The 24,918-nt window shown below is 73.5% G+C and carries 17 protein-coding genes; 5 read left to right on the top strand and 12 right to left on the bottom strand.

Annotated elements, in window-relative coordinates:
- Positions 1-102: 102 nt before the first annotated feature.
- Together ELQ39_RS22860 and tal are read right to left on the bottom strand one after the other, a co-directional pair.
- The gene (locus tag ELQ39_RS22860) at positions 103-2,046 is read right to left on the bottom strand and encodes a sensor histidine kinase (protein ID WP_242593700.1); all 1,944 of its coding nucleotides are present in this window, start codon (positions 2,044-2,046) and stop codon (positions 103-105) included.
- A 484-nt stretch (positions 2,047-2,530) separates the two neighbouring features.
- The gene (tal, locus tag ELQ39_RS22855) at positions 2,531-3,667 is read right to left on the bottom strand and encodes a transaldolase (RefSeq protein WP_190000364.1); all 1,137 of its coding nucleotides are present in this window, start codon (positions 3,665-3,667) and stop codon (positions 2,531-2,533) included.
- A gap of 888 nt (positions 3,668-4,555) precedes the next feature.
- Between tal and ELQ39_RS22850 the strand changes: the two genes are divergently transcribed.
- The 5 genes from ELQ39_RS22850 to aroC all read left to right on the top strand — a co-directional run bounded on the left by ELQ39_RS22850 (position 4,556) and on the right by aroC (position 10,335).
- On the top strand, positions 4,556-5,728 hold the full coding sequence (locus tag ELQ39_RS22850) for a 3-deoxy-7-phosphoheptulonate synthase (RefSeq protein ID WP_190000365.1): 1,173 nt from the start codon (positions 4,556-4,558) through the stop codon (positions 5,726-5,728).
- A gap of 73 nt (positions 5,729-5,801) precedes the next feature.
- Positions 5,802-6,572 (top strand): 2,3-dihydro-2,3-dihydroxybenzoate dehydrogenase, encoded by a 771-nt coding sequence (locus tag ELQ39_RS22845; protein ID WP_190000366.1) that lies wholly within the window; start codon positions 5,802-5,804, stop codon positions 6,570-6,572.
- Positions 6,573-6,618: 46 nt separating this feature from the next.
- On the top strand, positions 6,619-7,242 hold the full coding sequence (locus ELQ39_RS22840; RefSeq protein WP_225626748.1) for an isochorismatase family protein: 624 nt from the start codon (positions 6,619-6,621) through the stop codon (positions 7,240-7,242).
- Positions 7,239-9,182: a chorismate-binding protein gene (locus ELQ39_RS22835; RefSeq protein ID WP_242593699.1), complete on the top strand. Its 1,944-nt coding sequence runs from the start codon at positions 7,239-7,241 to the stop codon at positions 9,180-9,182. The genes ELQ39_RS22840 and ELQ39_RS22835 overlap by 4 nt, the downstream gene beginning before the upstream one ends.
- Entirely contained in the window at positions 9,151-10,335 is a 1,185-nt protein-coding gene (gene aroC / locus ELQ39_RS22830; RefSeq protein ID WP_242593698.1) for a chorismate synthase, read from the top strand. The genes ELQ39_RS22835 and aroC overlap by 32 nt, the downstream gene beginning before the upstream one ends.
- A 309-nt stretch (positions 10,336-10,644) precedes the next feature.
- Here aroC and ELQ39_RS22825 read toward each other — a convergent pair whose 3' ends face one another.
- From ELQ39_RS22825 to ELQ39_RS22780, 10 genes are all read right to left on the bottom strand, one after another.
- Positions 10,645-11,502, bottom strand: coding sequence for an arylamine N-acetyltransferase family protein (locus ELQ39_RS22825; protein WP_242593696.1), 858 nt, complete (start codon positions 11,500-11,502; stop codon positions 10,645-10,647).
- 102 nt (positions 11,503-11,604) lie between these two features.
- Positions 11,605-13,458: an asparagine synthase (glutamine-hydrolyzing) gene (asnB, locus tag ELQ39_RS22820; RefSeq protein WP_190000371.1), complete on the bottom strand. Its 1,854-nt coding sequence runs from the start codon at positions 13,456-13,458 to the stop codon at positions 11,605-11,607.
- 48 nt (positions 13,459-13,506) lie between these two features.
- A complete protein-coding gene (locus tag ELQ39_RS22815; RefSeq protein WP_242593694.1) occupies positions 13,507-15,072 on the bottom strand; it encodes a carboxylesterase/lipase family protein in 1,566 nt (521 codons plus the stop codon).
- 122 nt (positions 15,073-15,194) lie between these two features.
- The gene (locus ELQ39_RS22810) at positions 15,195-16,457 is read right to left on the bottom strand and encodes an FAD-dependent oxidoreductase (protein ID WP_242593692.1); all 1,263 of its coding nucleotides are present in this window, start codon (positions 16,455-16,457) and stop codon (positions 15,195-15,197) included.
- Positions 16,454-17,902, bottom strand: a complete 1,449-nt coding sequence (locus ELQ39_RS22805) for an FAD-dependent oxidoreductase (RefSeq protein ID WP_242593690.1) — start codon at positions 17,900-17,902, stop codon at positions 16,454-16,456. The genes ELQ39_RS22810 and ELQ39_RS22805 overlap by 4 nt, the downstream gene beginning before the upstream one ends.
- Positions 17,903-17,910: 8 nt before the next feature.
- Positions 17,911-20,004, bottom strand: a complete 2,094-nt coding sequence (locus ELQ39_RS22800; RefSeq protein ID WP_242593688.1) for a molybdopterin oxidoreductase family protein — start codon at positions 20,002-20,004, stop codon at positions 17,911-17,913.
- Positions 19,997-21,400: a nitrate/nitrite transporter gene (locus ELQ39_RS22795; RefSeq protein WP_242593686.1), complete on the bottom strand. Its 1,404-nt coding sequence runs from the start codon at positions 21,398-21,400 to the stop codon at positions 19,997-19,999. Before ELQ39_RS22795 ends, ELQ39_RS22800 begins: the two co-directional genes overlap by 8 nt.
- A gap of 138 nt (positions 21,401-21,538) precedes the next feature.
- The gene (locus ELQ39_RS22790) at positions 21,539-23,107 is read right to left on the bottom strand and encodes a class I adenylate-forming enzyme family protein (protein ID WP_190000375.1); all 1,569 of its coding nucleotides are present in this window, start codon (positions 23,105-23,107) and stop codon (positions 21,539-21,541) included.
- An 89-nt stretch (positions 23,108-23,196) separates the two neighbouring features.
- Complete coding sequence (locus tag ELQ39_RS22785; protein WP_190000376.1) at positions 23,197-23,739, bottom strand: SRPBCC family protein; 543 nt, start codon at positions 23,737-23,739, stop codon at positions 23,197-23,199.
- 104 nt (positions 23,740-23,843) lie between these two features.
- A complete protein-coding gene (locus tag ELQ39_RS22780) occupies positions 23,844-24,827 on the bottom strand; it encodes a zinc-binding dehydrogenase (RefSeq protein WP_190000938.1) in 984 nt (327 codons plus the stop codon).
- Positions 24,828-24,918 lie beyond the last annotated feature (91 nt).

The raw sequence follows: 24,918 nt of genomic DNA, 5'->3' as shown, positions 1-24,918 counted from the left end.
CACCGGCCCGTTCCTCCTATCTCACGTGCTCGAGCGGGAAGGGGCGCCGTCGCCCCGGACGCCGTACGGGGCCGGGCCGCGGCGCCGTACGGGAGGGGTGGACTAGGGAGCCGCGGGGGGCAGGGGTGCGGTGCCGGAGTCGCCGGGCGTGCCGGTTGCGCCGTTGCCGGACTGCCGTGCGCCGCGGTGGAAGGCGCCGAACCGTGAACCGGCGTCGCGCGCACCGCGCCGGCCCGACGTGTCGCCGGAGCGGGCGGCCGCCGACTGGCGCTGCTCACGCTCGCGTTCGGCCTCCGCCATGGTGCGGCCGGGGGCGCGGACCGGGAGGCCGTTCGGGGTGGTGCTCGCCGGCTGCCGGTGCCGTCCCTGGCCGGGGACCGAGGGCGTGCCGGACCGCTCGGTGCGGGCGGAGGACTCGGAGGCGGAGGGCAGCGAGGCGGCCGCGGGGCGGGCCCCGGCAGCGTTGTCATGGTCGCCGTGGGAGCCGCGAACGGGCAGGGCGTCGGCGTCGCGGGAGCTGCGGCTGGGCAGCGCGTCCGCGTCGCTCCGGGAGCCGGCGGAGGACAGGGCGTCCGGGTCCCGGGCGGGGAGCGAGGACGCGCGGGACGCCGACGGGGACTGCACGGGCACGCCCCTGGCGGCGGCGCCGCGCCCGGCCAGGGACTCGCCCCGCCCGGATGTCTCGTGCGGGGCCGGCTCGCGGTGCTGGGCGAGCAGGTGCAGGGGCAGCAGGACGACGACGCCGGTGCCGCCGCGGGAGGACGGGCGGTAGTTGACGCTGATGCCGTACTTCGAGGCGAGCCGGCCGACGACGGCCAGGCCGAGCCGGGTGCCCTGGAGGGAGGCGAGGTCGGTGACGCGGCCGGTGACGGCCTCCTCGGCGCGCCGCATCGCCGCGTCGGCCATCTTCAGGCCGCTGTCCTCGATGGTGACGACGATGCCGGCGCTGCGGTCCTCGACGTAGACGTGCACCTCGTCGATGGGCGGGGAGAAGTTCGCCGCGTTGTCCATCAGTTCGGCGAGCAGGTGCATGACGCCCTCGGCGGCGAACCCGGCGACCGCGGTACGGGTGGAGCAGTGCAGGCGCACCCGCTGGTAGGCGGCGATACGCCCGGCGGCGCCGCGCAGGATGCTCTCCATCTTGATCGGCTTGTTCCAGGCCCGGCTGGAACGGCCGCCCATGAGCAGCGCGAGACGGTCGGTCATCAGGCCGAGCTGGGAGGTGCTGTGGTCGAGCTTGAGCAGGTCGCCGAAGACCTCCTCGCCGTGCCGCTCCTGCATCTCGCGCAGGTCCGCGAGCATCTGGACGGCCTTGGCCTGGACGCGGCTGAGCGCCTTGGCGGAGGCGGCCTGGGCGGCGGCGGCACGCCGCTCGCTGTGGGCGAGTTCCCGGATGAACGATTCCGCCGGGGCGCGCAGGGCGGGGTGGTGCGGCAGCTCGATCTCGGCGAGCACGGTGTCGGCGGAGCGGCCCTCGCGGAGCCGGCGGATCGCGGCCGGCATCGTCTCCCGTGCGAACCGGTCGTGTTCGGTCGCCGCCTGGTCGAGTTCGTCCCGGACCGCGCGGTACTCGTCCTCGAGCGTCAACACGCGCCGCACGTCCTCCTCGACGGTGGCGGCGAAGACGTGCGTGACACGGGAGAGCTGCGGGTCGGAGGGCGGGGGCACGGCGGCCAGCACGTCGGCGGCGCTCGTGCCCTCACGGAGCCGCTCGGCCACGGCGGGCAGGGTGGCTCCGGCCAGGTGGGAGATCTCGGCGGAGCGGCGGGCGGCCTCGGCGCGCAGGCGGCTCACCTCGGACTCGCGCTCGGCGGCGGCGGCGCGGGCCTTCTGGACGAGGCGGTGGTCGACGAGGACGGCGACGGCCACGCACGCCCATCCGGCCAGCACCACGGCCAGGGTCCACGGGGCGGCGCCGGACGGCGCCAGGGCGAGCGCCGCGCCACCGGCGGCGGCGGTCACCACCAGCACGGCCGCCCGTGCGGCGAACGAGGTGCGCGGCGCCCCCGCCGGTGGGTGCTGGCTGGGAGAAGCAGGCACTGGCATGGAGCGGTCCCTCGGTCGGTGAGAGCAGGGGAAGGGGGCAGCCGCACGACGACGGCCGCGGGCCGGAGAGGGGATCCGCCGACAGAAGGCGATCTTCCGACCACGTACGGCTCATGCTAATCACCCCGATGCGCGCGGAAGCCCCGCTTGCTGAACAGGGCGTCAGCAAAATGAGTTCGTCGTGAACCCATCGCTCGTACGTTCCGCTGTGGTAGCTGTGACGAGGCCGGACGAGCCGGGCCTGAGTGCGACAACGCGCCCGCCGCCCCTCCTGATGCATCGTCACATTCGCCTCACGGCACGCCTCTCACCGCTCCCCTCACTCACGTGAGGCATCGATTTTCGGTCAACTGCGTTTATGCCAGAGGTCTTTCACACCCGGCCACGGTGACGGGGGCGCCATGAAGGTGAAGGATTCCCGCCACTCGTGAAGCTTCGGTGACGACGGCTCGCGCCGGGCCGCGTCAACCCCGGACCGGCTCCGTCACGCCCGGTGAGCCGTGTGCCGCCCCGCGTCCACTGCCGCGTACAGGTCGCGCCACGCGGCCGTCAGTCCTTCGACGCTCTCGGCCTCCAGCTTCCTGGCGACCTCTTCACCGTCGACGCCGAGGCCCTCCAGTCGTCTCCAGACCTCCTCGGCCGCCTCGTGACGGCCCATCAGAGTGTCGCCGCACATGTCGAGCCGGCGGGCGGCCGCCTCCAGGGTGGGCAGGGTCATCAGGGTGATCGTGCCCCAGGTGACGAGCTGCTCGACATAGCGGGTGAGGGACGACGAGGGGTCGGTAGGTGTCGTGGCCGTCCACATCAGCCGCTGCGGGTGGCCCCCCGCGGTGGCCAGGGCCCGCCAGTCGGCGCCGCCGAACCAGTCGTCGTACATCCGGTAGAGGTGGCGGGCCCGTGCCACAGCGGCTTCGCCGCGCAGCGCCAGGGCGTCGGGGGTGCCCAGGTCCTCCAGCCGCGCGTCCACCTCGGCGTCCAACAGGCCCACGGGCAGGGAGACGACCGAGGCCAGCGCCGGCAGTCGCCGGCCGTCGGCCAGCGCGCGCCGGAGGCCCTCCGCGTAGGCATCGAGGGCCTCCCGGTAGCGCGAGGCCGAGAAGACCGCGGTGACATGAACGGGGAAGCCCGCACCGACGCACTCCCTGATCGCGGCGATCCCCTCCGTGGTGGCCGGCAGCTTGACCATCGCGTTCGGCCGGTTCACGGCGCGCAGCGCCTGCTCCGCCTCCGCCACGGCCGACTCGACGTCGTGGGCGAGGCGCGGATCCAGGTCCATCGACACCAGGCCGTCCAGGCCCCGTGTGGCCTGGTACACCGGGCGGAGTTCGTCGCAGGCCCAGCGGACGTCGTACGCCGCCACCGCGCGCACCGCGTCGGCGGCGCAGATGTCGTCGGAGGCCAGGCCCGCGAGCTGTTCGCGGTAGGCGTCGTCGCTCTCCACCGCCGCCGCCAGCGCGGCCGGGTCGGACGTGGCGCCCCGGACGCCGGTGCGCGCGATGAGCCGGGTCAGGCATCCGGAGGCGAGGTGACCGCGGGTGAGTCCGTCCAGCCAGGGCGAGACGCCCTCCGCGACCAGTTCGTCCAGCTCCAGCACGCCCGGTTGCCTCAGCCGGTCCGACATGGCGGCTCGTCACTCCTTGCTAGTCCATGCGAGTTCAAGCGTCAACGTCAGGTTATTCGCATGCACCCGCGATGAACTACGGGTGTCGTGCCACATTGGCGCAAAGTGGTTCCGACATCGACTTGATGAAGTAGCGGCTATTTGACGAAGTGCGTCGATCGCCATTGGGCCTCCCTTCGCTTTCGATACAGGATCGGAGCGAACAGCCGGCCCGAGGTCCGGCACGGCCACTCCGTCTGCCGAGGAGCACCGCATGCACGACCCACATCGCCGTCCTCGACGGCCCTGCACGGGTCTTGTCCGCACTCCGGACGCCGACCGGCACCGGGGTGCCCGCCACCTGGGCGAACGACCTGTTTTCTCCCGCCGCGCCCCGTCGCGGCTCCCCCGGGGCCGACGCTCGAACGGCCCTTCGGACCGGGACCGGGCCGCGCGCGGCCCCGTGCCGGCCGTGCCGGTTTCCCGGCCCGGCACGGGAACCGGAACCGGAGCCGGTTGAAGCGGAAAGCATCACCTCCGAGCCGGTAACGCATTTACGGGGCAGCTTCATTGCGTGCCCCGGCGTCCGGGCCCGCCGCAAAGCGAGCAATTCCCGGCCGCGGCGTTCCCGCCGCCTATCGCATGAGCGGAGCTGTCACCCGAGCTATTACGCGTGCCGGACGAAGTGGCGGTCGTCGCGCCTCCGACGCGCGGACGGGCACCACCGCCACGGCCCGCGGCGGTGCCGCTCGTGCGGCTTGTCCGATGACCGGCGACCCTCGGCACACCCCCCGGTGCGCCGGGCCCCGCCGACCCACGTCCGAGACCCGCACGGCCGCGCGGTCACGGGGTCCTCCCTGCCCCGGCGATGGCGCGCCGCAGTCACGCCCTTCGCCAAAGGAGACACCAGTGGACGACGCTCTGCTCGACATCAAGGACAAACCGGCCAGGCAGCAGCCCGAGTGGGGTGACGCGGCGCGGGTGCGGCAGGTCACGGACACCCTGGCCCGCCACCCGGCCCTCGTCGACGCGGCGGACGTCGACACGCTGCGTTCGCTGCTGGCCCGGGTCGCCTCGGGCGAGGCCCTGGTCGTCCAGTCCGGCGACTGCGCCGAGGACCCCGCCGAGTGCACGCCCGGCTATGTCGCCCGGAAGACCGCGGTGCTGGACCTGCTGGCCGGCGCGCTGAAGATGATCACGCACAAGCCGGTGATCCGTGTGGGCCGGATAGCGGGCCAGTTCGGCAAGCCCCGCTCCAGCCCGACCGAACTGGTCGGCGGTACGGAACTGCCCTCCTACCGGGGCCACATGGTCAACGGCCCGGAGCCCGACCCGGAGAGCCGGCGCCCCGAGCCCGGCCGCATGCTGGACTGCTACCGGGCGGCCCGCGAGATCATGACCCATCTCGGCTGGCGGGGCGCCGGACCGCGGCAGGCCGTCGAGCCGCCGGTGTGGACCAGCCACGAGGCACTGATCCTGGACTACGAACTCCCCATGGTCCGCCGGGACGACCGGGGCCGGCTCGTCCTCACCTCCACGCACTGGCCCTGGATCGGCGAGCGCACCCGCCAGCTCGACGGCGCGCACGTCGCCCTGCTGTCCCAGGTCGCCAACCCGGTCGCCTGCAAGATCGGGCCCACGGTGACGGCCGACGAGCTCCTCGGGCTGTGCGAACGGCTCGACCCCGACCGGGAGAAGGGCCGCCTGACCCTCATCGCCCGGATGGGAGCGTCCGCGGTCGGCGACCGGCTGCCGGGACTCGTCGCCGCGGCCCGCGAGGCCGGGCACCCCGTGATCTGGCTGACCGACGCCATGCACGGCAACACCGTCGCCCTGCCGGGCGGCCTCAAGACCCGCTACCTGGAGTCGATCGAGCGGGAGATCCAGGAGTTCCAGGAGGCGGTGCGCTCCGAGGGCGGCATCATCGGCGGGCTGCACCTGGAGACCACGCCGGACGACGTCACCGAGTGCGTCCCCAACGACGCCTGCGTCGATCACGTCGCGGACAAGTACACGTCCTACTGCGATCCGCGCCTCAACCCGAGCCAGGCCGTCGCCGTGGCCTCGGCCTGGCTCGGCTGACAGTTCCGCCACCCACCCCGACCGGCACGCGGCACGGCCGTCGGGCAGACACGCAGATGAGGAGGTCCTGACAATGGACGGAAAGGTCGCACTCGTCACCGGGGCGGCGGGCGGCATCGGCGAGGCGGTGGCCCGCGCCCTCGGCGCTCGCGGCGCGGTGGTGGGAGCCGTGGACCGCGACGCCGACCGGCTGCGGCAGGTGGTGGACAAGCTGCGCGCGGACGGTCTGGAGGCGCAGGCCCTGCCCGCCGACGTCACCAGCGCCGCCGACGTCGACGCCGTGGTCCGCACGGCCGAGGAGCGCCTCGGCCCGCTGGAGTACCTGGTCAACGGGGCCGGCGTGCTGCGCCTGGGCACCGTGCGCAACCTCACCGACGAGGACTGGACGACGACGTTCGCCGTCAACGCCACCGGTGTCTTCCTGATGTCGCGGGCCGTCGTCAACCGCATGCTGCCGCGCCGGCGGGGCGCGATCGTCACCGTGGCGTCCAACGCCGCCTCCACCCCGCGGGTGCAGATGGCCGCCTACGCCGCGTCCAAGGCGGCGGCGACCATGTTCACCAAGAGCCTGGGCCTGGAGGTCGCCCGGGACGGCATCCGCTGCAACGTGGTGGCGCCGGGCTCCACCAGCACCCCGATGCTCACCTCCATGTGGCACGACGAGTCCGGCCCGCAGCACACGATCGAGGGGCGGCTGGACGCGTTCCGGGTCGGCATCCCGCTGGGGAAGGTGGCCCGCCCCTCGGACGTCGCCGACGCCGTCGCCTTCCTGCTGTCCGACGAGGCCTCCCACATCACCCTGCACGAACTCACCGTCGACGGCGGCGCCGCGCTCGGCGCCTGAGCCCCGACCCCCCCCCACCGACCTGAGGCGACCAGGAGAGCACCTCATGCCAGGCATACCGGAGATCACCCCCTACCCGATGCCGACGGCCGGCGACCTGCCCGGCAACGTGGCCCAGTGGTCCGTCGACCCGGACCGCGCCGTCCTGCTGCTGCACGACATGCAGCGCTACTTCCTGCGGCCCCTGCCCGACGGCCTGCGGGAGGAACTCGTGAGCAACGCCCGGCAGGTGCGCGAGCACTGCGCCGGACTCGGCATGCCGGTGGCGTACACGGCGCAGCCCGGCGGCATGACCGACGAACAGCGGGGCCTCCTGAAGGACTTCTGGGGCCCGGGCATGCGCACCGCCCCCGCCGACCGGCAGGTCGTCGACGAACTGGCCCCGGCCCCCGGCGACTGGCAGCTCACCAAGTGGCGTTACAGCGCGTTCTTCCGCTCCGACCTGCTGCAGCGGATGCGCGCCGCCGGCCGGGACCAGCTGGTGCTGTGCGGCGTGTACGCCCACGTCGGCGTGCTGATGACCGCCGTCGAGGCGTTCACCCACGACATCCGGCCGTTCCTGGTGGCCGACGCCGTGGCCGACTTCTCCGAGCACCACCACCGGCTGGCCCTGGAGTACGCGGCGCAGCGCTGCGCCGTCGTCGTCACCACCAAGGAGGTCCTGGCATGACCGGCACCGCGAGCGGCGACCTGCTCGGCCGGATCCTGGGCGACCGGCCACCGGCCGCGTACGCCCTGCTGCACCGCCCCGGGACGACGGGTCCGGGCGTGCTGGACGTCGTCGTCGGCGAGGCGTCCGAGCCGCGCACCCTGGCCGAACTGCCCCTGCCCGACACCGCGGAGACGTCCGGCGGTCCCCGCCACGAGGTCCTGGCCCTCGTGCCCTACCGGCAGATCGCCGAGCGCGGATTCGACTGCCCCGACGACGGCACGCCGCTGGTGGCCATGACCGTCACCGGCCAGGCCGCCGTGCCCGTCGCCGAGGTGCTCACCCGCATCCCCGACCTGCCCGTGGAGCTGTCCGGGGGCCGCTTCGACGTCCCGGACGAGGAGTACGCCGCCACCGTCCGCCGGGTCGTCAAGGACGAGATCGGCACCGGGGAGGGTGCCAACTTCGTCATCAAGCGCACCTACACCGCCGACATCACCGGCTACACCCCGCGGCACGCGCTGGCGGTGTTCCGGCGTCTGCTGCAACGCGAGAGCGGCGCCCACTGGACGTTCCTGGTGCACACCGGCTCGCGCACGCTCGTCGGCGCCACTCCCGAGCGGCACATCAGCCTGCGCGAGGGCCGGGCGGTGATGAACCCGATCAGCGGCACCTACCGCTACCCGTCCACGGGTCCCGCCCTGCCCGAGGTGCTCGACTTCCTCGCCGACCGCAAGGAGGCCGACGAGCTGTACATGGTCGTGGACGAGGAACTGAAGATGATGGCCCGGATCTGCGAGGAGGGCGGGCGGGTGGTCGGGCCGTACCTCAAGGAGATGGCCCGGCTCGCCCACACCGAGTACTTCATCGAGGGGCGCAGCACGCGGGACCCGCGCGACATCCTGCGCGAGACGCTCTTCGCCCCGACCGTCACCGGCAGCCCGCTGGAGAACGCCTGCCGGGTGATCAACCGGTACGAACCCGAGGGGCGCGGCTACTACAGCGGTGTCGTCGCGCTGATCGGCCGTGACGAGCACGGCGGTCGGGCCCTGGACTCCTCCATCCTGATCCGCACCGCCGACATCGACGCCGCCGGACGGCTGCGGATCGGCGTCGGCGCCACGCTCGTACGGCACTCCGACCCGGAGAGCGAGGTCGCCGAGACCGCGGCGAAGGCGGCCGGTCTGCTCGCGGCCTTCGAGAGCCAGGGGCCGGCCCGCTTCGCGGACCATCCGCAGGTCCGGTCGGCGCTGGAGCAGCGCAACGCCACCCTCGCCGGCTTCTGGCTGGCCGGTCACGGCTCCGCGGCGCGACCCGGTCCTGAGCTGAGCGGACGCCGTGTGCTGGTCGTCGACGCCGAGGACACGTTCACGTCCATGCTCGACCACCAACTACGCTCCCTCGGGCTGCGGGTGACGGTCCGCCGCTTCGACGAGCCCTACTCCACGGACGGCTACGACCTGGTGGTGATGGGGCCCGGTCCGGGCGATCCGCGCGACGTCGGGCACCCGAAGATCGCCCACCTGCGTGCCACGGTGCGCGCCCTGCTCGACGAGCGGCGCCCGTTCCTCGCCGTCTGCCTCAGCCACCAGACGCTGTGCACGCTGCTCGGGTTCCCGCTGGTGCGCCGGGCGGTGCCCAACCAGGGCGTGCAGCGGGAGATCGACCTGTTCGGGGCCCGGGAGCGGGTCGGGTTCTACAACACGTTCGCCGCCCGCGCCGAGGAGGACAAGGCCGAGTGCGAGGGGGTGGGCGTGGTGGAGGTCAGCCGCGATCCCGACACCGGTGAGGTGCACGCGCTGCGCGGCCCGCACTTCGCGTCGATGCAGTTCCACCCCGAGTCGGTGCTCACCCAGGACGGCGTGCGCATCGTCGGCGACCTCGTCAGGGAGGTTCTTCCCCACGCGACGGGAAAGGAGCGCGGCGCCGTTGAGCAGGTTGCGCTGGCTGACCGCGGGTGAGTCCCACGGTCCCGCACTCGTGGCGACGCTGGAGGGCCTTCCCGCCGGCGTGCCGGTCACCACGGACATGGTGGCGGACCACCTGGCGAGGCGGCGGCTCGGTCACGGCCGCGGTGCCCGGATGACGTTCGAGCGGGACGAGGTCACGTTCCTGGGCGGCGTCCGGCACGGACTGACCCTGGGCTCCCCGGTCGCCGTCATGGTGGGCAACACCGAGTGGCCCAAGTGGGAGCGGGTCATGGCGGCCGACCCGGTCGACCCCGGCATCCTCCGGGGGCTGGCCCGCAACGCCCCGCTGACCCGTCCGCGTCCCGGCCATGCCGACCTCGCCGGCATGCAGAAGTACGGCTTCGACGAGGCACGCCCGGTCCTGGAGCGCGCCTCGGCACGGGAGACGGCCGCCCGGGTGGCGCTCGGCGCGGTGGCCCGGTCGTACCTGAAGGAGACCACCGGCGTCGAGATCGTCAGCCACGTCGTGGAGCTGGCCTCGGCCAAGGCGCCGAAGGGCCTGTACCCGACGCCGGCGGACGTGGAGCGGCTGGACGCGGATCCCGTGCGCTGTCTGGACGCGGACGCGTCGAAGGCGATGGTCGCCGAGATCGACCAGGCCCACAAGGACGGCGACACCCTCGGGGGTGTGGTGGAGATCCTGGCGTACGGCGTGCCGGTCGGCCTCGGCTCGCACGTGCACTGGGACCGCAGGCTCGACGCCCGGCTCGCCGGCGCGTTGATGGGCATCCAGGCCGTCAAGGGCGTCGAGGTGGGAGACGGTTTCGCGTTGGCGCGGGTGCCGGGTTCCGAGGCGCACGACGAGATCCTCCCGACCGCGGACGGCGTCAGACGGGCCTCGGGCCGCTCCGGCGGCACGGAGGGCGGTCTGTCCACCGGGGAACTGCTGCGGGTGCGGGCCGCGATGAAGCCGATCGCGACCGTGCCCCGGGCGCTGCGGACCGTGGACGTCTCCACGGGCGAGGCCGCCCAGGCGCACCACCAGCGTTCGGACGTGTGCGCGGTCCCGGCGGCCGGGATCGTGGCCGAGGCGATGGTGGCGCTGGTGCTGGCGGACGCGGTGGCGGAGAAGTTCGGCGGCGACAGCGTCGCCGAGACCCGCCGCAACGTCGCCTCGTACCTCGACCACCTCACCGTGCGATGAGCGGGCCGCTGGTCGTGCTGGTCGGCCCGACGGGCGTGACAAGTCCACCGTCGGGACCGATCGGCCGGGACCCCGGCCGGCCGCTGCCGGCGGGTGATTCGCACCGGCGGTGGCGTGCGCCGGCCGGGGCACGCCGGCCGCTCCGCACGGAGGTCGCCCGGGCGGTCGTCGACACGAGCGGACGCAGCCCGGTCGGTGTCGTGGAGGCCGTGCCGGCGGCGCCGGCCCCGCGAGGGGTGCGGAGCTGAGGCCCTCATACGAGAACTCCCCGCCCGGAAGGCGGGGAGTTCTCGTAGGGCCGGGCGCCCGTCACCGCCGGGCGGCGAGGAAGTCGTGCAGCAGCCGTTCCTCCTCCTCGGTGAGCGGCAGCCCGAACGTGGTGCGCACGGCGTCCACGGTCTCGTGCGGGCGCAGGAGGCGCACGCGCTGCTCGCCGCCGCGGTACTCGGTCATGAACTCGTTGTTCTTGAGCCGGTACCGCTCCTCGTCGTTGGCCCGCTGCACCACGAGCTGCCCGACGAAGGGCGAGCCGGGACGGGTGGAGCTGACGTAGTGGGCGGCGTGGAAGTCGACGGCGTACTGGGGTTCGGTGCGGAAGGCGTAGAGGTCGAACCAGCCTTCGGGCCGCCGGTACTGCAGGAGCCAGTGACCGTCCTCGGTTGTCAGCCGCCACGACCAGCCGGCGACGGTGCTGACCGCTTCGGGCCGCAGGGCGACGGGTTCGATGAGCGCGGCATAACCGTAGCCCGGGTCGGCCAGCCACACGGTGTCGTCCGCGCGCACCAGCAGGGCCGTGTGGGAGCGGAACCGGCGCTTTCCGCTGCCCTCGCGGATGCGGACCAGCAGCCGCGTGACGGGGAAGCCGAAGCGGTCCAGCGCGGCGGCGAACAGCAGGTTCGTCTCGTAGCAGTAGCCTCCGCGGCCCGCCTGGACGATCTTGCGCTGGACGGCGTCGATGTCGAGGGAGACCGTGCGCCCCAGGGCGATGTCGACGTTCTCGAAGCAGACGGAGTCCCGATGGGCGCGGTGCAGGGCGCGGAGCGCCGCGAGGGAGGTCTCACGCGGCCCCCGGTAGCCGACGCGGGCGAGATAGGCGTCGAGGTCGAGCCGTTTGCTGCCCCACTCCGGGGAGTCGTCGACCACGAGGGGCAGACCTGAAGTGTCCATGAGCGTCCTTCCGCCGGTGCGAGAGGGGGGGGTCGGATCGCGCGGCGGTGCGGCGCGCCGCCCGTCCGGGTGCCGCGCCGCACCGCCGTGCCGGTGGGAGTGTCACCACTCCACGCGGACGTCGTACTCCTTCACCCACGCGTCGAACTCGACCAGGCGCTCCATCACGGCCCGCATGCCCCACAGGCCGCCGAGGCCGGCGTAGGACTCGACGGGCTTGTCCAGCAGCTTGCGGATGCCCTCGGCCGGCACGAGGTCGAGCACGGGGGAACCGTCCAGCAGGGCCTCGACCTTGGCGCGCAGGGCCCGCACGTACTCCACGTCCTGGGTGGACGGGTAGGGGCTCTTCTTGCGCTCCAGCACCGACTCGGGCAGGACGTGGCTCGCGGCGGCGCGCAGCAGGCTCTTCTCACGGCCGTCGAAGGTCTTCATGGCCCACGGCACGTTGAAGACGTACTCCACCAGCCGGTGGTCCGTGAACGGCACCCGCACCTCCAGGCTCGCGGCCATGCTGATGCGGTCCTTGCGGTCCAGCAGGAAGTTCTCCCAGCGGCTGATGTTGAGGTACGACAGCTCCCGCATCCGCGCCTCGTCGGCGGACTCGCCCTCCAGGCGCGGGACCTCGGCGAGCGCCTCGGCGTACCGCTTGGCGACGTACTCGTCGAGGCCGAGCCGGTCCCAGAGGCCGATCTCCTTCATGGTGTCCAGGCCGCCGAGCCGGCGCCAGGCGTCGTACCAGGGGAAGGTGTCGCCCTCGACGGCCTCCTTGTCGAAGAACCAGTTGTAGCCGCCGAAGAGTTCGTCCGCGGTCTCGCCGGACAGGGCGACCGTCACCTGCTCCTTGAGGGCCTTGCACAGGTGGTACAGGGAGTGCTCCATGTCGCCGGTGGAGATGGGCAGGTCCTGGGCGCGCAGTACCCGCATGCGCACGTCCTCGTCGAGGACGTGGTGGTTCTCCAGCTCGACGACGACGTGCTCGGCCCCGGACTGCCGGGCGACGTCGATCGCGTACGGCGTGTCCGGGTCCATCCAGATGCCGTTGCCGCGGAAGTTCTCCTCGTTGTTCTTGAAGTCGATGGAAAAGGCCTTGATGCGCTCCTGCTTGCCCTGGTCGCGGAAGACCTTCGCGGCGAGCGCGGTGATGGCGCTGGAGTCGAGGCCGCCGGAGAGCAGGGTGCCCACCTTGACGTCGGCGACGAGCTGGCGTTCGACGATGTCCTCGAGGAGTTCACGGATCCGCGTGATGGTGGTGTCGAGGTCGTCGGTGTGCGGACGGGCCTCCAACTGCCAGTAGGTGCGGGTGGTGTGGCCGCCGCGGTGGAAGCGCACGACGGTGCCCGGCACCACCTCGTGCATGCCCTTGAAGACGGCGTGGCCGGGAGTGTTGATGATGGCGAAGATCTCCGCCAGGCCCTCCCGGTCGACGACCGCCTCGGCGTCGGGGTGCGCCAGAACGGCCTTGGCCTCGGAGCCGAAGAGCACCCCGTCGGGCGTGGGGTAGTAGAAGAGGGGCTTGACGCCCATGCGGTCGCGGACGAGGAGGAGTTCCTCGGTGCGCGGGTCCCACAGGGCGAGGGCGTACATGCCGTTGAGGCGTTCGGCGAAGTGCTCGCCCCACTCCAGGTACGCGTGCAGGACCACCTCCGTGTCACTGGAGGTGCGGAAGTCATGGCCGAGGCCGACGAGTTCGTCCTTCAGCTCGCGGTAGTTGTACACCTCGCCGGTGTAGACGAGGACGGGGAGGCCGTCGCCCTCGCCGGTGACGTGCATGGGCTGGCGGCCGCCCTCCAGGTCGATGATGGAGAGCCGGCGGTGCCCGAGGATCGCGTGGGGCGAGATCCACACGCCGCGGTCGTCGGGACCCCGGCACGCGAGCGTCTCCGTCATGGCCGACGCCGTCCCGCCGTGTGCCGACAGATCGTGGTCGTAGGCGACCCAGCCTGCGAGTCCGCACATCGAAGTCCCAGTCCTTTCGTTGCTGTCGTGGTGTATGGCCGGGGATGTTCAGGGCCGCGGCACCCAGCCGGCGCGGTCCCAGTACGCGAGGTGGGCCTGGGCCGACACCGTGCCGATCCGGGCCACCCGCTCGCCGCCGAGGACCATCACGCTGGGCCGGTCCGGGGTGAACACCGGCCAGGCGGGCGCGTGTTCGCTGCTCGGCGGTTCGCCGCGGGCGAAGGTTGCCACCAGGTCGATCAGCGTGTCCGAGATCCGCCGCTCCAGCGGTCCGTCCCCGTAGAAGGGTGCGTTGACCGGCAGCCTGAAGGTGCCGAAGAGGAACTTCGCGACGGCCTCGTGCGGGGTGGTGCCGGCGTACGGCGGCCTGAGCGGGTGGGAGAACTCCATCAGGTACTGCGGTGAGGCGGCGGGGTCGCGCTCGCGGGCGTGCCGTTCGGCCAGCCGCACGATCAGGTGGCGGAACAGCCCGTCGCCCCACACCTGTGTCCACACCGACACCGGGTCGACGGGCAGCCCTTCCGTCCCGGACGCCCGCCGGTAGTGGGCGATGCACTCCGCCACCTGCTCGTCGGTGACCTTGACGGCGCCCTTCTCGAGGACCTCGCGGACGGCGGCGCGCAGTCCTGCCTCGTCAGCCGGGTGCGGGCCGGGGTAGGGGTAGCCGGGGCCGGTGGTGAAGAAGGAGCCCTCGGTGCGGCAGTAGATCGGCATCATGGGGATGCCGGGCGTGGGCAGTGCGTGGTCGTAGCCGCGCATCCACCGTCCGTCGACGACCGGGCCCCGGTACTCCCGGCCGCCTTCCACGAACCGCTCGGCGGGGCTGCCCGCGTACACCTCGTCCCAGGCGTCCCGCAGGTCGGCGGCCGGCACTTCGCGCAGGCCGGGCACGGTGGTGCCGAAGCGGCGGGCCAGGTGCTCGTAGACCCGGCGGGACTCCTCGGGGGTGGTGGAGCTGGCCGGTTCCCACACGTGCTTGACGCTGACCGGGACGATCCTCTTGATGACGCCCCGCAGTTCGGGCAGCAGGGCGAGCTGCCAGGTGCTGGAGCCGCCCGCCGAGGTGCCGCAGACGGTGATGTTGTCCGGGTCGCCGCCGAACGCGGCGGCGTTGTCGCGGACCCAGCGCACCAGCGCGGCCTGGTCCTGCAGGCCCCAGTTCGCGCAGGATCCCGTACGAGGGTCGGTGAGGTCCTCGTGCAGGCCCCAGCCGAACACGCCGAGGCGGTAGTTGAAGTTGACGACGACCATGCGGCCGTGGACGGCGGTGCGGGCACCGTCGTAGTCGGGCTCGCTGCCCGCGCCGAGCATCCAGCCGCCGCCGTGGATGTAGACGAGGACCGGCAGGCTGCCGTCCGTGTCCGGGGTCCACACGTTGGCGTAGAGGCTGTCCTCGCTGCTGTCGGGCAGGTAGTCGCCCTGCAGGGAGGGGGCCGCGAAGGCGGTGGCGTCCCGTACGCCCTGCCACGGTTCGGGCGGCCGGGGCGAGGAGAACCGCAGCGGGCCCACCGGCGGGGCCGCGTAGGGCACGCCCCGGAAGACGGTCAGTCCGTCGGTCCGCTCTCCGGCCACTCGTCCCGCCGTCGTCCGGACGACCACTGTGCGACTGGGCATCGGGTGAACCTCTCTTCCCGCCTCGGCGTTGTCGGGGGCGGCGCGGCGCGCACCGTGGGGCCACAGTGATCGTCGCCCCGGTGCCGGGCCGGCCGCCAACCGCCGGTCACTACTCCGTCAAGTCAGGCCGCGTCCGCCGCGCGGCGCGGGGGCGGCGGGCCGCCGGGGCCCGGTGATGACAGCAACAGGTCGGGCGGGGCGGTCAGTTCGCGGCCGGTCAGGGCGCGCAGGGTGCGGTAGGCGCCGGCGTCGCCGGCGAGCACGCCGCCGCGCAGGACGCGCCCCTCGGGGTCGAGGACGAGCTTGGCGTAGGTGCCCGCCGTGTCGTCGCGCAGGACGTACTCCACGGCGCCCTCGGTCTCGGCGTGGGCGTCGCCGAAGCTGGCCACGCCGATGCCGAGGAGTTTGAGCTTGGCGGCCGTGTCGGGGTCGGCGAAGGGGGTCGTGGGGCGGTCGAGCAGCCGGTCGGCGACGAGTTCGGCCATGCGGTAGCCGGGGGCGACCAGCCCGTAGGTGCGGCCCCGGACGGCCGCGCACTCGCCGACGGCCCAGATGTGCGGGTCCTCGGTGCGGCACAGGTCGTCGACGAGGAAGCCGCCGCGTCCGCCCGTGGCGAGTCCGGCGGGTCCGGCCAGTTCGTCGCGGGGGCGCACGCCCGCGGAGAACACCACCAGCCGGGCGTCGAGCGCGGTGCCGTCGGTGAGGGTGACCCCGCCGACCCGGCCGTCGGCTGCCGGACGGATCTCCCGGACGGCGGTGCCGCAGTGCACCCGCAGTCCGAGGCCGGTGACGAGCCGGGTGAGCACACGCGCTCCCCCGTCGTCGAGCTGCACCGGCATCAGGCGCGGCGCCAGTTCCACGACATGGGGGCGGACGCCGAGCAGCCGCAGCGCGTTGGCGGCCTCCAGGCCGAGCAGGCCCCCGCCGACCACGACACCGGGAAGGCCCTCGCGTGCCGCCCCGCGGAGGGCGTCGAGGTCGTCGAAGGTGCGGTAGACGAAGCAGCCGGGCAGGTCGCGCCCCGGGACGGGCGGCACGAACGGCCGGGACCCGGTGGCCAGTACGAGGGCGTCGTAGCGGGTGACGGTGCCGTCGGCGGTGGTGACCGTGCGGGCCCGCCGGTCGATGCCGGTCACCGGGGCGGCCGTGCGCAGCTCCACCAGGGGGTCGGTGAGGAAGGCGCGGTCCGCGAGGGTGAGGTCGGCGGCGCTCCTGCCCTCCAGGTAGGACGACAGGGCGACCCGGTTGTAGGCGGGGCGGGACTCCTCGGCCAGGACGACGGCACGCCAGATGCCGTGCCGGTCGTGGGCCCTCAGGTGCTCGACGAGACGGTGGCCGGTCATGCCGTGTCCGACGACCACCAGGGTGCGCGGGGTGCGGGTCATGGGGCGCCGTTCCCTCCGGTCGCCGACGGTGCTGTGGTCACCGGTGCTCCGGTCGACGGTGTCGCGGGTGCTCCGGTCGCCGACGCGAGGACCAGGCGCACGTCGTCCGCGCAGCCTCCGCAGCCGGTGGTGGCGCGGGTCGCCGCGGCGATCCCCGTCAGGTCGCGTGCACCGGCGCGCCAGGCGCGCAGCAGGTCGGCCTTGGTGACGTGGTTGCAGTGGCAGAGCACCGCCGCGTCCGGCAGTTCGACGCGGGCGGGGTGTGCGCCGGCCGGGGTGCCCAGCAGGAGAGCGAACCGGTCGGACGGCACCGGCAGGCCGCGCGCGTACAGCTGGGCGAGCGCCGCGGCGGCGCGCGGCAGCCCGATGAGGACCGCGCCCGCGACGCGGTCCCCGTCGAGGGCGAGCGCCGCGTGGCGGCCCCGGGCCGGGTCGGACAGCGTGATGTGCCGGGTGGCGCCCGACGGTTCGGGCGGACCGAGGCAGGCCAGGTCCAGGCCGGGCGCCCGCAGCCGCAGCAGGGGCCGGCCGGCGCGATGGTGCGTGTCGTGACCGGCGAGGATCCGGGCGAGGCTCTCCGCCTGTTCCCAGGCGGTGCCGACGAGTCCGGGCACCTCGCCGTCGAACTCCGCGCAGTCGCCGAGGGCGTGGACGCGCGGGTCGGCGGTGCGCAGATGCCGGTCGACGACGATGCCCGTGCGGACGGCCAGTCCGGCGCGCCGGGCGAGCGTGGTCTCGGGTACGACGCCGGTGCACAGCGCGAGCGCGTCGGCCCGCAGAACCTCGCCGTCGTCCAGGACAAGCTTGCCGGGCCGGTACTCCACGGCGGCGCGCCCCGCGCGCAGGCGGGCGCCTGCGGAGCGCAGCCGGCTCGCGAGCAGGGCGCCGGCCGTGTCGTCGAGCCGGTCGTGCAGGGGGTGCGGCCCGGGGTGCACGAGGGTGACGTCGCGGCCGGCGCGCAGCAGCGCGAGGGTGGTCTCGATGCCGAGCGCACCGGCGCCGAGCACCACCACGGGCCCGTCCGCGAGCTGTTCGGCGTCGTCGGCGGTGCGCAGGGTGGTGGCGCCCTCGGTGAGCCGGCCGTCCGCGGTGAGCAGGCCGGGCAGCCGCGGGACCCTCGGCCGTGCGCCGGTGGCGAGCACCAGCCGGTCGTAGCGGTGGGTCTCGCCGGTGTCGGTGCGCACCAGGCGGCGGGCGCGGTCGACGTCGGTGGCGGTGACGCCGGTCCTGACACGCACGCCGTCGGGCGGGGCGGGCAGTTCCAGGTCCCCGGCGGTGAGGGTGCCGTCGAGGACGGAGGTGAGCAGCACCCGGTTGTAGGCCGGCCGCCGCTCCGCGCCGAGGACGGTGACCGGGCCACGGTGTCCGTGCGCCCGCAGCCGCTCGACGAGCCGGTGCGCCGCGGGTCCGTGGCCGACGACGAGGACGTGGTGCATGGCGCTCATGGCGGGCCTCACGGTGCGTCGGAGCCGGGTTCGATCCGCACGGCGCAGACCTTGAACTCGGGCATCTTGCTGCGGGGGTCGAGGGCGGTCGCGGTGATCAGGTTGGCCCGGCCGGCGCCGGGATGGTGGAACGGCAGGAACACCGTGTCCGTGCGCATGCTGCCCACCAGCCTGACCCGCGCGACCGTGGTGCCGCGGGCCGAGGTGACGCGGGCCGTGCCGCCCTCGCGCAGGCCCGCGCGTTCGGCGGTGTCGGGGTGGATCTCGACGTACGGCTCGGGAACGGCGTCGTTGAGTTCGGGCACCCGGCGGGTCTGCGCGCCGGACTGGTAGTGGGCGAGGACCCGTCCGGTGGTGGCGTACAGGGGGTGGTCGGCGTCGGGCGTCTCGGCCGGGTCGCGGTGGTCGACCTCGGCGAACCGGGCGCGGCCGTCCGGGGTGGCGAAGCCGTCGAGGAAGAGGCGGGGCGTGCCGGGGTGCGGTTGCCCTTCGGGGCGTTCGGGGCAGGGCCAGTGCAGGGCCTCCCCCGCGTCCAGCCGCTCGTAGGTGATGCCGGAGTAGTCGGCCGTGCCGCCCCGGGAGGCGCGCCGCAGTTCGTCGAAGACCTGGCGCGGCGCCGTCGGGAAGCGGTGGGCCGGTTCGCCGAGCCGGACCGCGAGGCCGTGCAGGACCTCCAGGTCGGTGCGCACGCCCTCCGGCGGGGGCAGCAGCCGGCGGCGGCGCAGCACCCTGCCCTCCAGGTTCGTCAGGGTGCCCTCCTCCTCGGCCCACTGCGCGACCGGCAGGACGACGTCGGCGGTCCGCGCGGTCTCCGAGGGCACGAAGTCGGCCACCACGAGCAGGTCGAGGGCGTCCAGCCGGCCGGCGACGTGGCCGGAGTGGGGCGCGGACACCAGGGGGTTGGAGCCGAACACCAGCAGGGCGCGCGGGCCGCCCTCGGTGCCGAGCGCGTCGAGCAGTTCGTAGGCGCTGCGGCCGGGGCCGGGCAGGGCGTCCGGTGCGGTGCCCCAGACCCGGGCGACGTGGGCCCGTGCCTCCGGGTCGGTGATCATGCGGTAGCCGGGGAGCTGGTCGGCCTTCTGCCCGTGCTCGCGGCCGCCCTGCCCGTTACCCTGGCCGGTCAGGCAGCCGTAGCCGCGGCCCGCGACGCCGGGCAGGCCCAGGGCGAGGGCGAGGTTGATGAAGGCCGCGGCGGTGTCGGCGCCCTTGCTGTGCTGCTCGGCGCCCCGTCCGGTGAGCACGTAGGCCCGGCGGGCCTCGCCCAGCAGTTCCACGGCGGCGCGCTGTTCGGCGACGGGGACGCCGGTGACCTGTTCGACGCGCTCGGGCCACCAGGTGACGGCGCGCCGCCAGGCCGCGTCGAAGCCGGTGGTGCGTTCCTGGACGTACTCCTTGTCGCACCAGCCGTCGCTCACGGCGATGTGCAGCAGCCCCAGCGCCAGCGCGAGGTCGGTGCCGGGCACCGGTTGCAGGTGCAGGGCAGCCCGTTCGGCGGTCTTGGTGCGGCGCGGGTCGATGACGATCAGGTCCGCCTTCCGCAGGTGCCGCATCAGCGGGGGCATGGTCTCGGCGGGGTTGGCGCCGGCGAGCAGGATCGTGTCCGCCGCGTCGAGGTCGGCGACGGGGAACGGCAGTCCGCGGTCCAGGCCGAAGGCGGCGTTCTGGGCCGCGGCGGCCGAGGACATGCAGAACCGGCCGTTGTAGTCGATCTGGCTGGTGCGGAGGGCGAGCCGGGCGAACTTGCCCAGCAGGTAGGCCTTCTCGTTGGTGAGGCCGCCCCCGCCGAACACGGCGAGCGCGTCCGGGCCGTGCTCGTCGCGGATGCGCCGCAGCCGCGTGGCGACCGTGTCCAGGGCGGTGTCCCAGTCGGCCGGGGCGAGACGGCCGTCCGGTCCGCGCAGCAGTGGCCGGCGCAGCCGGTCCGGGACGTCGAGCACCGCGGGCGCGGTCCAGCCCTTCTGGCAGAGGCTGCCGTCGTTGACGGGGAAGTCGGAGGGTTCCACCACGGTTCCCGAGGCGCCGTGGCCGAGGCGGGTGCCGCACTGCAGGGCGCAGTACGGGCAGTGCGTGGCCACGCTCGGGCGCGGCGCGCTGTCAGGCACGGGTGACCTCCGAGGACTCGGCGGCCCCGCGTCGGGCCGGCCGTGCCCGCCGCGCGGCGTCCGCCGGGGTGCCGTGCGGGGTGCGCAGGTAGACCAGCAGGGTGACGGCCACGCACACCGCGTAGAAGGCGAGGAAGAACCAGAAGGCCGGCTCGCCGGTGCCGCGGCTGCCGTAGGACGCCCGGAAGGCCAGGTTGACGACGACGCCGCCGAGCGCGCCGACCGCGCCCGCGATGCCGATGACCGCGCCGGTCAGGCGGCGGGCCCGGGCGAAGGCCTCGGTCGCGTCGTGTCCCGCGGTGACGGCGGTCTCCGCCTGCCCGGCGAAGACGACCGGGATCAGCTTGTACGTGGAGCCGTTGCCCAGGCCGCTGAGCACGAACAGCACCGTGAAGACGGCGACGAACAGCGCCTGCGACCGGTGGGCCGAGGCCACCAGCAGCAGGAGCGTGCCGGCGCCCATGGCGAGGAAGTTCCAGAAGGTGACCCGGGCGCCTCCCCAGCGGTCGGCGAGCCGTCCGCCCAGCGGGCGGGACAGCGAGCCGAGCAGCGGCCCGAGGAAGGTGAGTCCGGCGGCCTCCAGCGGTGTCGCGCCGAACTGGTTCTGCAGCACGAGCCCGAAGGCGAAGCCGTACCCGATGAACGAGCCGAACGTGCCCAGGTACAGCAGCGAGATCCACCAGGTGTGCGGGTTGCCCACCGCCTCGCGCAGCGCGCCAGTGGAGGCCGGGCCCGTGTCGATGTTGTCCATGCCGAGCGCCGCGAGCACGGCGGCCAGGGCGATCAGCGGCAGGTAGGCGGCGATCACGTAGGCGGGGTGGGTGTCGCCGGCGGTGGCGATGACCAGCAGGCCGACGAGCTGGATGACGGCGACGCCCAGATTGCCGCCGCCGGCGTTGAGGCCGAGCGCCCAGCCCTGGTGACGCCGGGGGAAGAAGTGGGCGATGTTGGTGGTCGAGGAGGCGAAGTTGCCGCCGCCGACGCCCGCGGTCGCGGCGATGAGCAGGAACACCCACAGGGGTGTGCCGGGCCGCTGGACGAAGTACAGCGCGGGCAGCGCGGGCACGAACAGCAGGACCGAGCTGAACACGGTCCAGTTCCGCCCGCCGAAGCGGGTCACGGCGTAGCTGTAGGGCAGTCGCAGCAGTGCCCCCACCAGGGTGGGGGTGACCACCAGCAGGAACTTCTCGCTCGGGGCGAAGCCCAGGCCGATGGCCGGGGACATGAACAGCACCAGGACCGACCACATGCTCCAGATCGAGAACCCGATGTGCTCGGAGAGGACGGACAGGACGAGGTTGCGTCGGGCGACGTGCTTGCCGGTGCGCTCCCAGAACTCCTCGTCCTCCGGATCCCAGTGCTCGATCCGGCGTCGGGAGGCGCGCAGTGCCGTCATCGGGGGCAACTCCTCGGCTGGGGACGGCGGCCCGGAGGGTGGCGCCGGGCCGCCGGGCGGGGGGTGACGGGGGCGCGGGCCCGCGTGGGGGGAGGGCGGGCCCGCGCCCCGCGGAGGCGGCGGTGCGGGATCCGGGCCCTACGCGTCCGTCCGCTCCGCCTTGAGCAGCCGGGCCAGCTCCAGCCGCTTGATCTTGGTGGTGGCGGTCTGCGGCAGGTCGTCGAGCTTCCACTGCACGGGCTCCGCCATCGCGGGCAGACCGGCCACCGCGGACTTCCAGGCCGCCAGGTCGAGCGGCTTGTCGTCACGGGTGCACACCACGGGCAGGGGCCTGCCGTCCTCGTCCGGGACGATGATGACCTCGACGAGCTCGGGTATCCGGGCGAAGAGGGTGTCCTCGATCTCCAGGGTGCTGTCGATGCCCTCGATCTCGTCGACCTCCCGGTCGAGCAGGTGCAGACAGCCCCACTTGGTGCGGTAGCCCAGGTCGCCCATCCGCCACCACTCGCCGTCGGCCTGCTTCTCCCAGCGCTGGTGCTCGCCCAGGTAGGTGACGATCCGTCCGTCGGAGCGCACCTCGATGTAGCCGGGGTTGGACTTGGTGGGCCGCTTGCCGTCCCGGCTGACCACCCGGACGCCCGTCATGCCGGGGAACGGGGAGCCCACACAGCGGCCGTCGGCGTCCGCGCCGCGCTTCTTGGAGTAGGTGCGCCCGGCGATCGGGCCGACCTCGCTCTGCCCGTACATCTGCACGAACTGCGGCGACTCGCGCCGTGACGCCTTGAGCATCAGGTGCACGGTGCGCGGGTGGATGGCGTCGAAGGTGCTGCTGAAGTACTTCACGTTGGCCAGCGGCCGGCGCGGGTCGTCGACCAGCACCTCCCAGCGCAGGAACGTGTTGGGGTGCGCCTCTATCAGGCCGGGCGGGGCCTGGCGGAACACCTCGGCCACGACCTCCGGGTCGTCGTCCCGGAGGATGATCATGGGGTGTCCCTGGAGGATCGTGATGGGCATCGCGGTGAACATCCGCGAGTGCACGAACGACACGTGGATGGCCACCGGTTCGCTGCGGCCCACCAGGGAGGCCACCGTGCCCTGCGGGCGGTAGCGGGCCTGGAAGGTGCGCCCGGTGTGCACCGCCAGCTTGGGCGTTCCGGTGGTGCCGGAGGTGTGGGTGACCAGCGTCGGGTGGTCCGGGGGCATGGTCACCGGCTCGACCCGGGCCGAACCGGCCAGCGAGGCGAGCGTGACGGCCTCGTCGTGGCTGCCGGAGGCCAGGAGCACCTGCCGGGCCAGACCGAAGATCTCGGCGGGCAGGTGGTGGTCCAGCTTGTCCTGGTCGGTCACCAGGTAGGGCCGGTCCACGCGGCGCACCAGCTCGCACACGGTGGCGCCGTCGAGCTTCGGGGACAGCAGGACCGGGACGGCGCCGATCCTGGCCGTGGAGCAGGCCAGGAGCGTGATGTCGAACCCGTTGGTCTTGTGGACGACCACGCGCTCCCCGGGCCGGACGCCGGCCGCCCACAGCCGCGAGGCGAGGTCGTCCACGAGGTCGGCGACCTCCGTGAGCGTCATGCGGCGCCCGCGCTCCGGGGCGACGTCGAGATCATGGTCGAGAATCACGGGATTCGCCGGATGCCGGGCCGCGGCCCGGTCGAAGAGCGTGCCCAGCCGAATTCCCTTGTTTCCGATGCGCTGGAGAAACATCTGCCCACCCTCTCCTCCGCCGTGACTGTTCCGCAGCCGTGCGGCGGGCCGTTTGAATTCTGGCTCCCGTACGGATCAACGGGAATGTGTCACCGCTTTTCGATGACGTCCTTGATGCGCTTCAGCGTGGCGTCGAGGTCCTGCTCGAGCTTGGCGGTCCAGTCGGCCACGAAGCGCTTGCGGTCGTCCTCGTCGAGGTCTGCGACGATCTTGTGGATGCCGGCGGTGGCCCGGCCCATGCGGAAGTGGTGGGTGAGCACGCAGCCGTCCCCGGCGGGCTCCATGTCGAAGCCCCAGATGCTCTCCTGGTCCTCGCGGGCGTGGGTGAGCATCATCCACCGGAAGGTGCGGCCGGGCTCGGCGGCGGTGATGCGGCACTCGGTGTGCCAGACGCCGCGCACCAGGGGCGCCCAGGCGACGACGTCCTCGCTGCGGAGGTTCTCGCCGCGGAAGACGGCGCCGACGGTGGACGGTTCGCCGGAGACCCACGTGCCGCCCCGGCATTCGGGGCTCCATTCGGCACTGCGGGGCAGATCGCTGACGACGGAGTAGACCTCGAGCGGGGTCGCGGAAATGTGAATGTCGGCCTTGAGCTCGAAGAGCGGCGAGGTGTCGATGATTGACTGAGTCATGTGCAGAATTCTGTCGAGGCCGCCCGGCGCCGGTCAAAGAGCGGCTTTCTCATTTGTCAGGTCCGAATTCCCGCATTTCACCGGCGCCGTTCACCCCGCCCGGCTCAGGCCCCGTCGGTGACGCTCAGCACGAGTTTTCCGTGCACCTTGCCCTCCTCGAGCCGGCGGTGGGCCTCGGCGGCGTCGCTCAGATGCAGCCGCTCGACCGCCCGGGGCCTCAGACGGCCGTCGGCGACCAGCCGGTTGACGGCACTGGCGGCCTCGGCGAGCTCCTCGGCGGTGGCGTGCGAGATGGCGAAGCCGTGGATCGAACGGTCCCTCAGGTACAGCGGGCCCACCGGGAGCACGGGCCGGGAGCGCAGTCCGGCGAGCAGCACGATCCGCCCCCGCCCGGCGAGCAGGTCCACCGCGGTCTCCAGGTCGTTGGTGCCGGAGGCGTCGAGGTAGAGGTCGGCGCCCGCCGGGGCGGCGGCGCGGATGCGCCCGGGCACGTCGGGGTCCCGGTAGTCGACGACGTGGTCGGCGCCTAGTCCGCGGCAGTACGCGGCGTCCCGCGCGGAGGCGACGGCCACGACCCGGGCGCCCGCCGCGGCGGCCATCACCACCAGGGCGCTCCCGACGTTCCCGCCCGCGCCGACGACCACGACGGTCTCGCCGGAGCGGAGCCGCCCGTGGGTGAACAGGCCGAGGTAGGCGGTCGCGGCCGGATGGGCCAGCGCGACGGTCTCGTACGGGTCGGCGCTCTCCGGCAGGCGGTACAGCCGGTCGACGGGCACCACCACCCGCTCGGCGGCGGCCCCCTGACGGCCGTCGTGGCCGAGGCTGTTGCACCACACCCGGTCGCCGGGCCGGAACCGGTGGACTCCGGTGCCGACCGCGGCGACGGTGCCGGTGAGGTCCCGGCCTATGACGAAGGGGAAGGTGAGCGGGGTGCGCCAGGCGCCCGAGCGCACGAAGGTGTCGACGTGGTTGACCGAGACGGCCGTGACGTCCACCAGGACGTCGGTCGGCCCCGGTTCCGGCGTGGGCTGATCACCGTAACGGATGACGTCCGGAGATCCGAGCTGTTCAATGTAGGCAGCACGCATCATGGTCACGGATTCTGGCAAAGAGGCCCCGGCCTCGTCCGCGAGCGGCCCGGACGCCGCGACGGATCTGTCAGGTCGGAACCATCTCTGT

The organism is Streptomyces sp. GB4-14 (assembly GCF_022696125.1).
Lineage (GTDB): Bacteria > Actinomycetota > Actinomycetes > Streptomycetales > Streptomycetaceae > Streptomyces > Streptomyces werraensis.
This window is presented reverse-complemented; position numbering and strand designations above follow the sequence as displayed.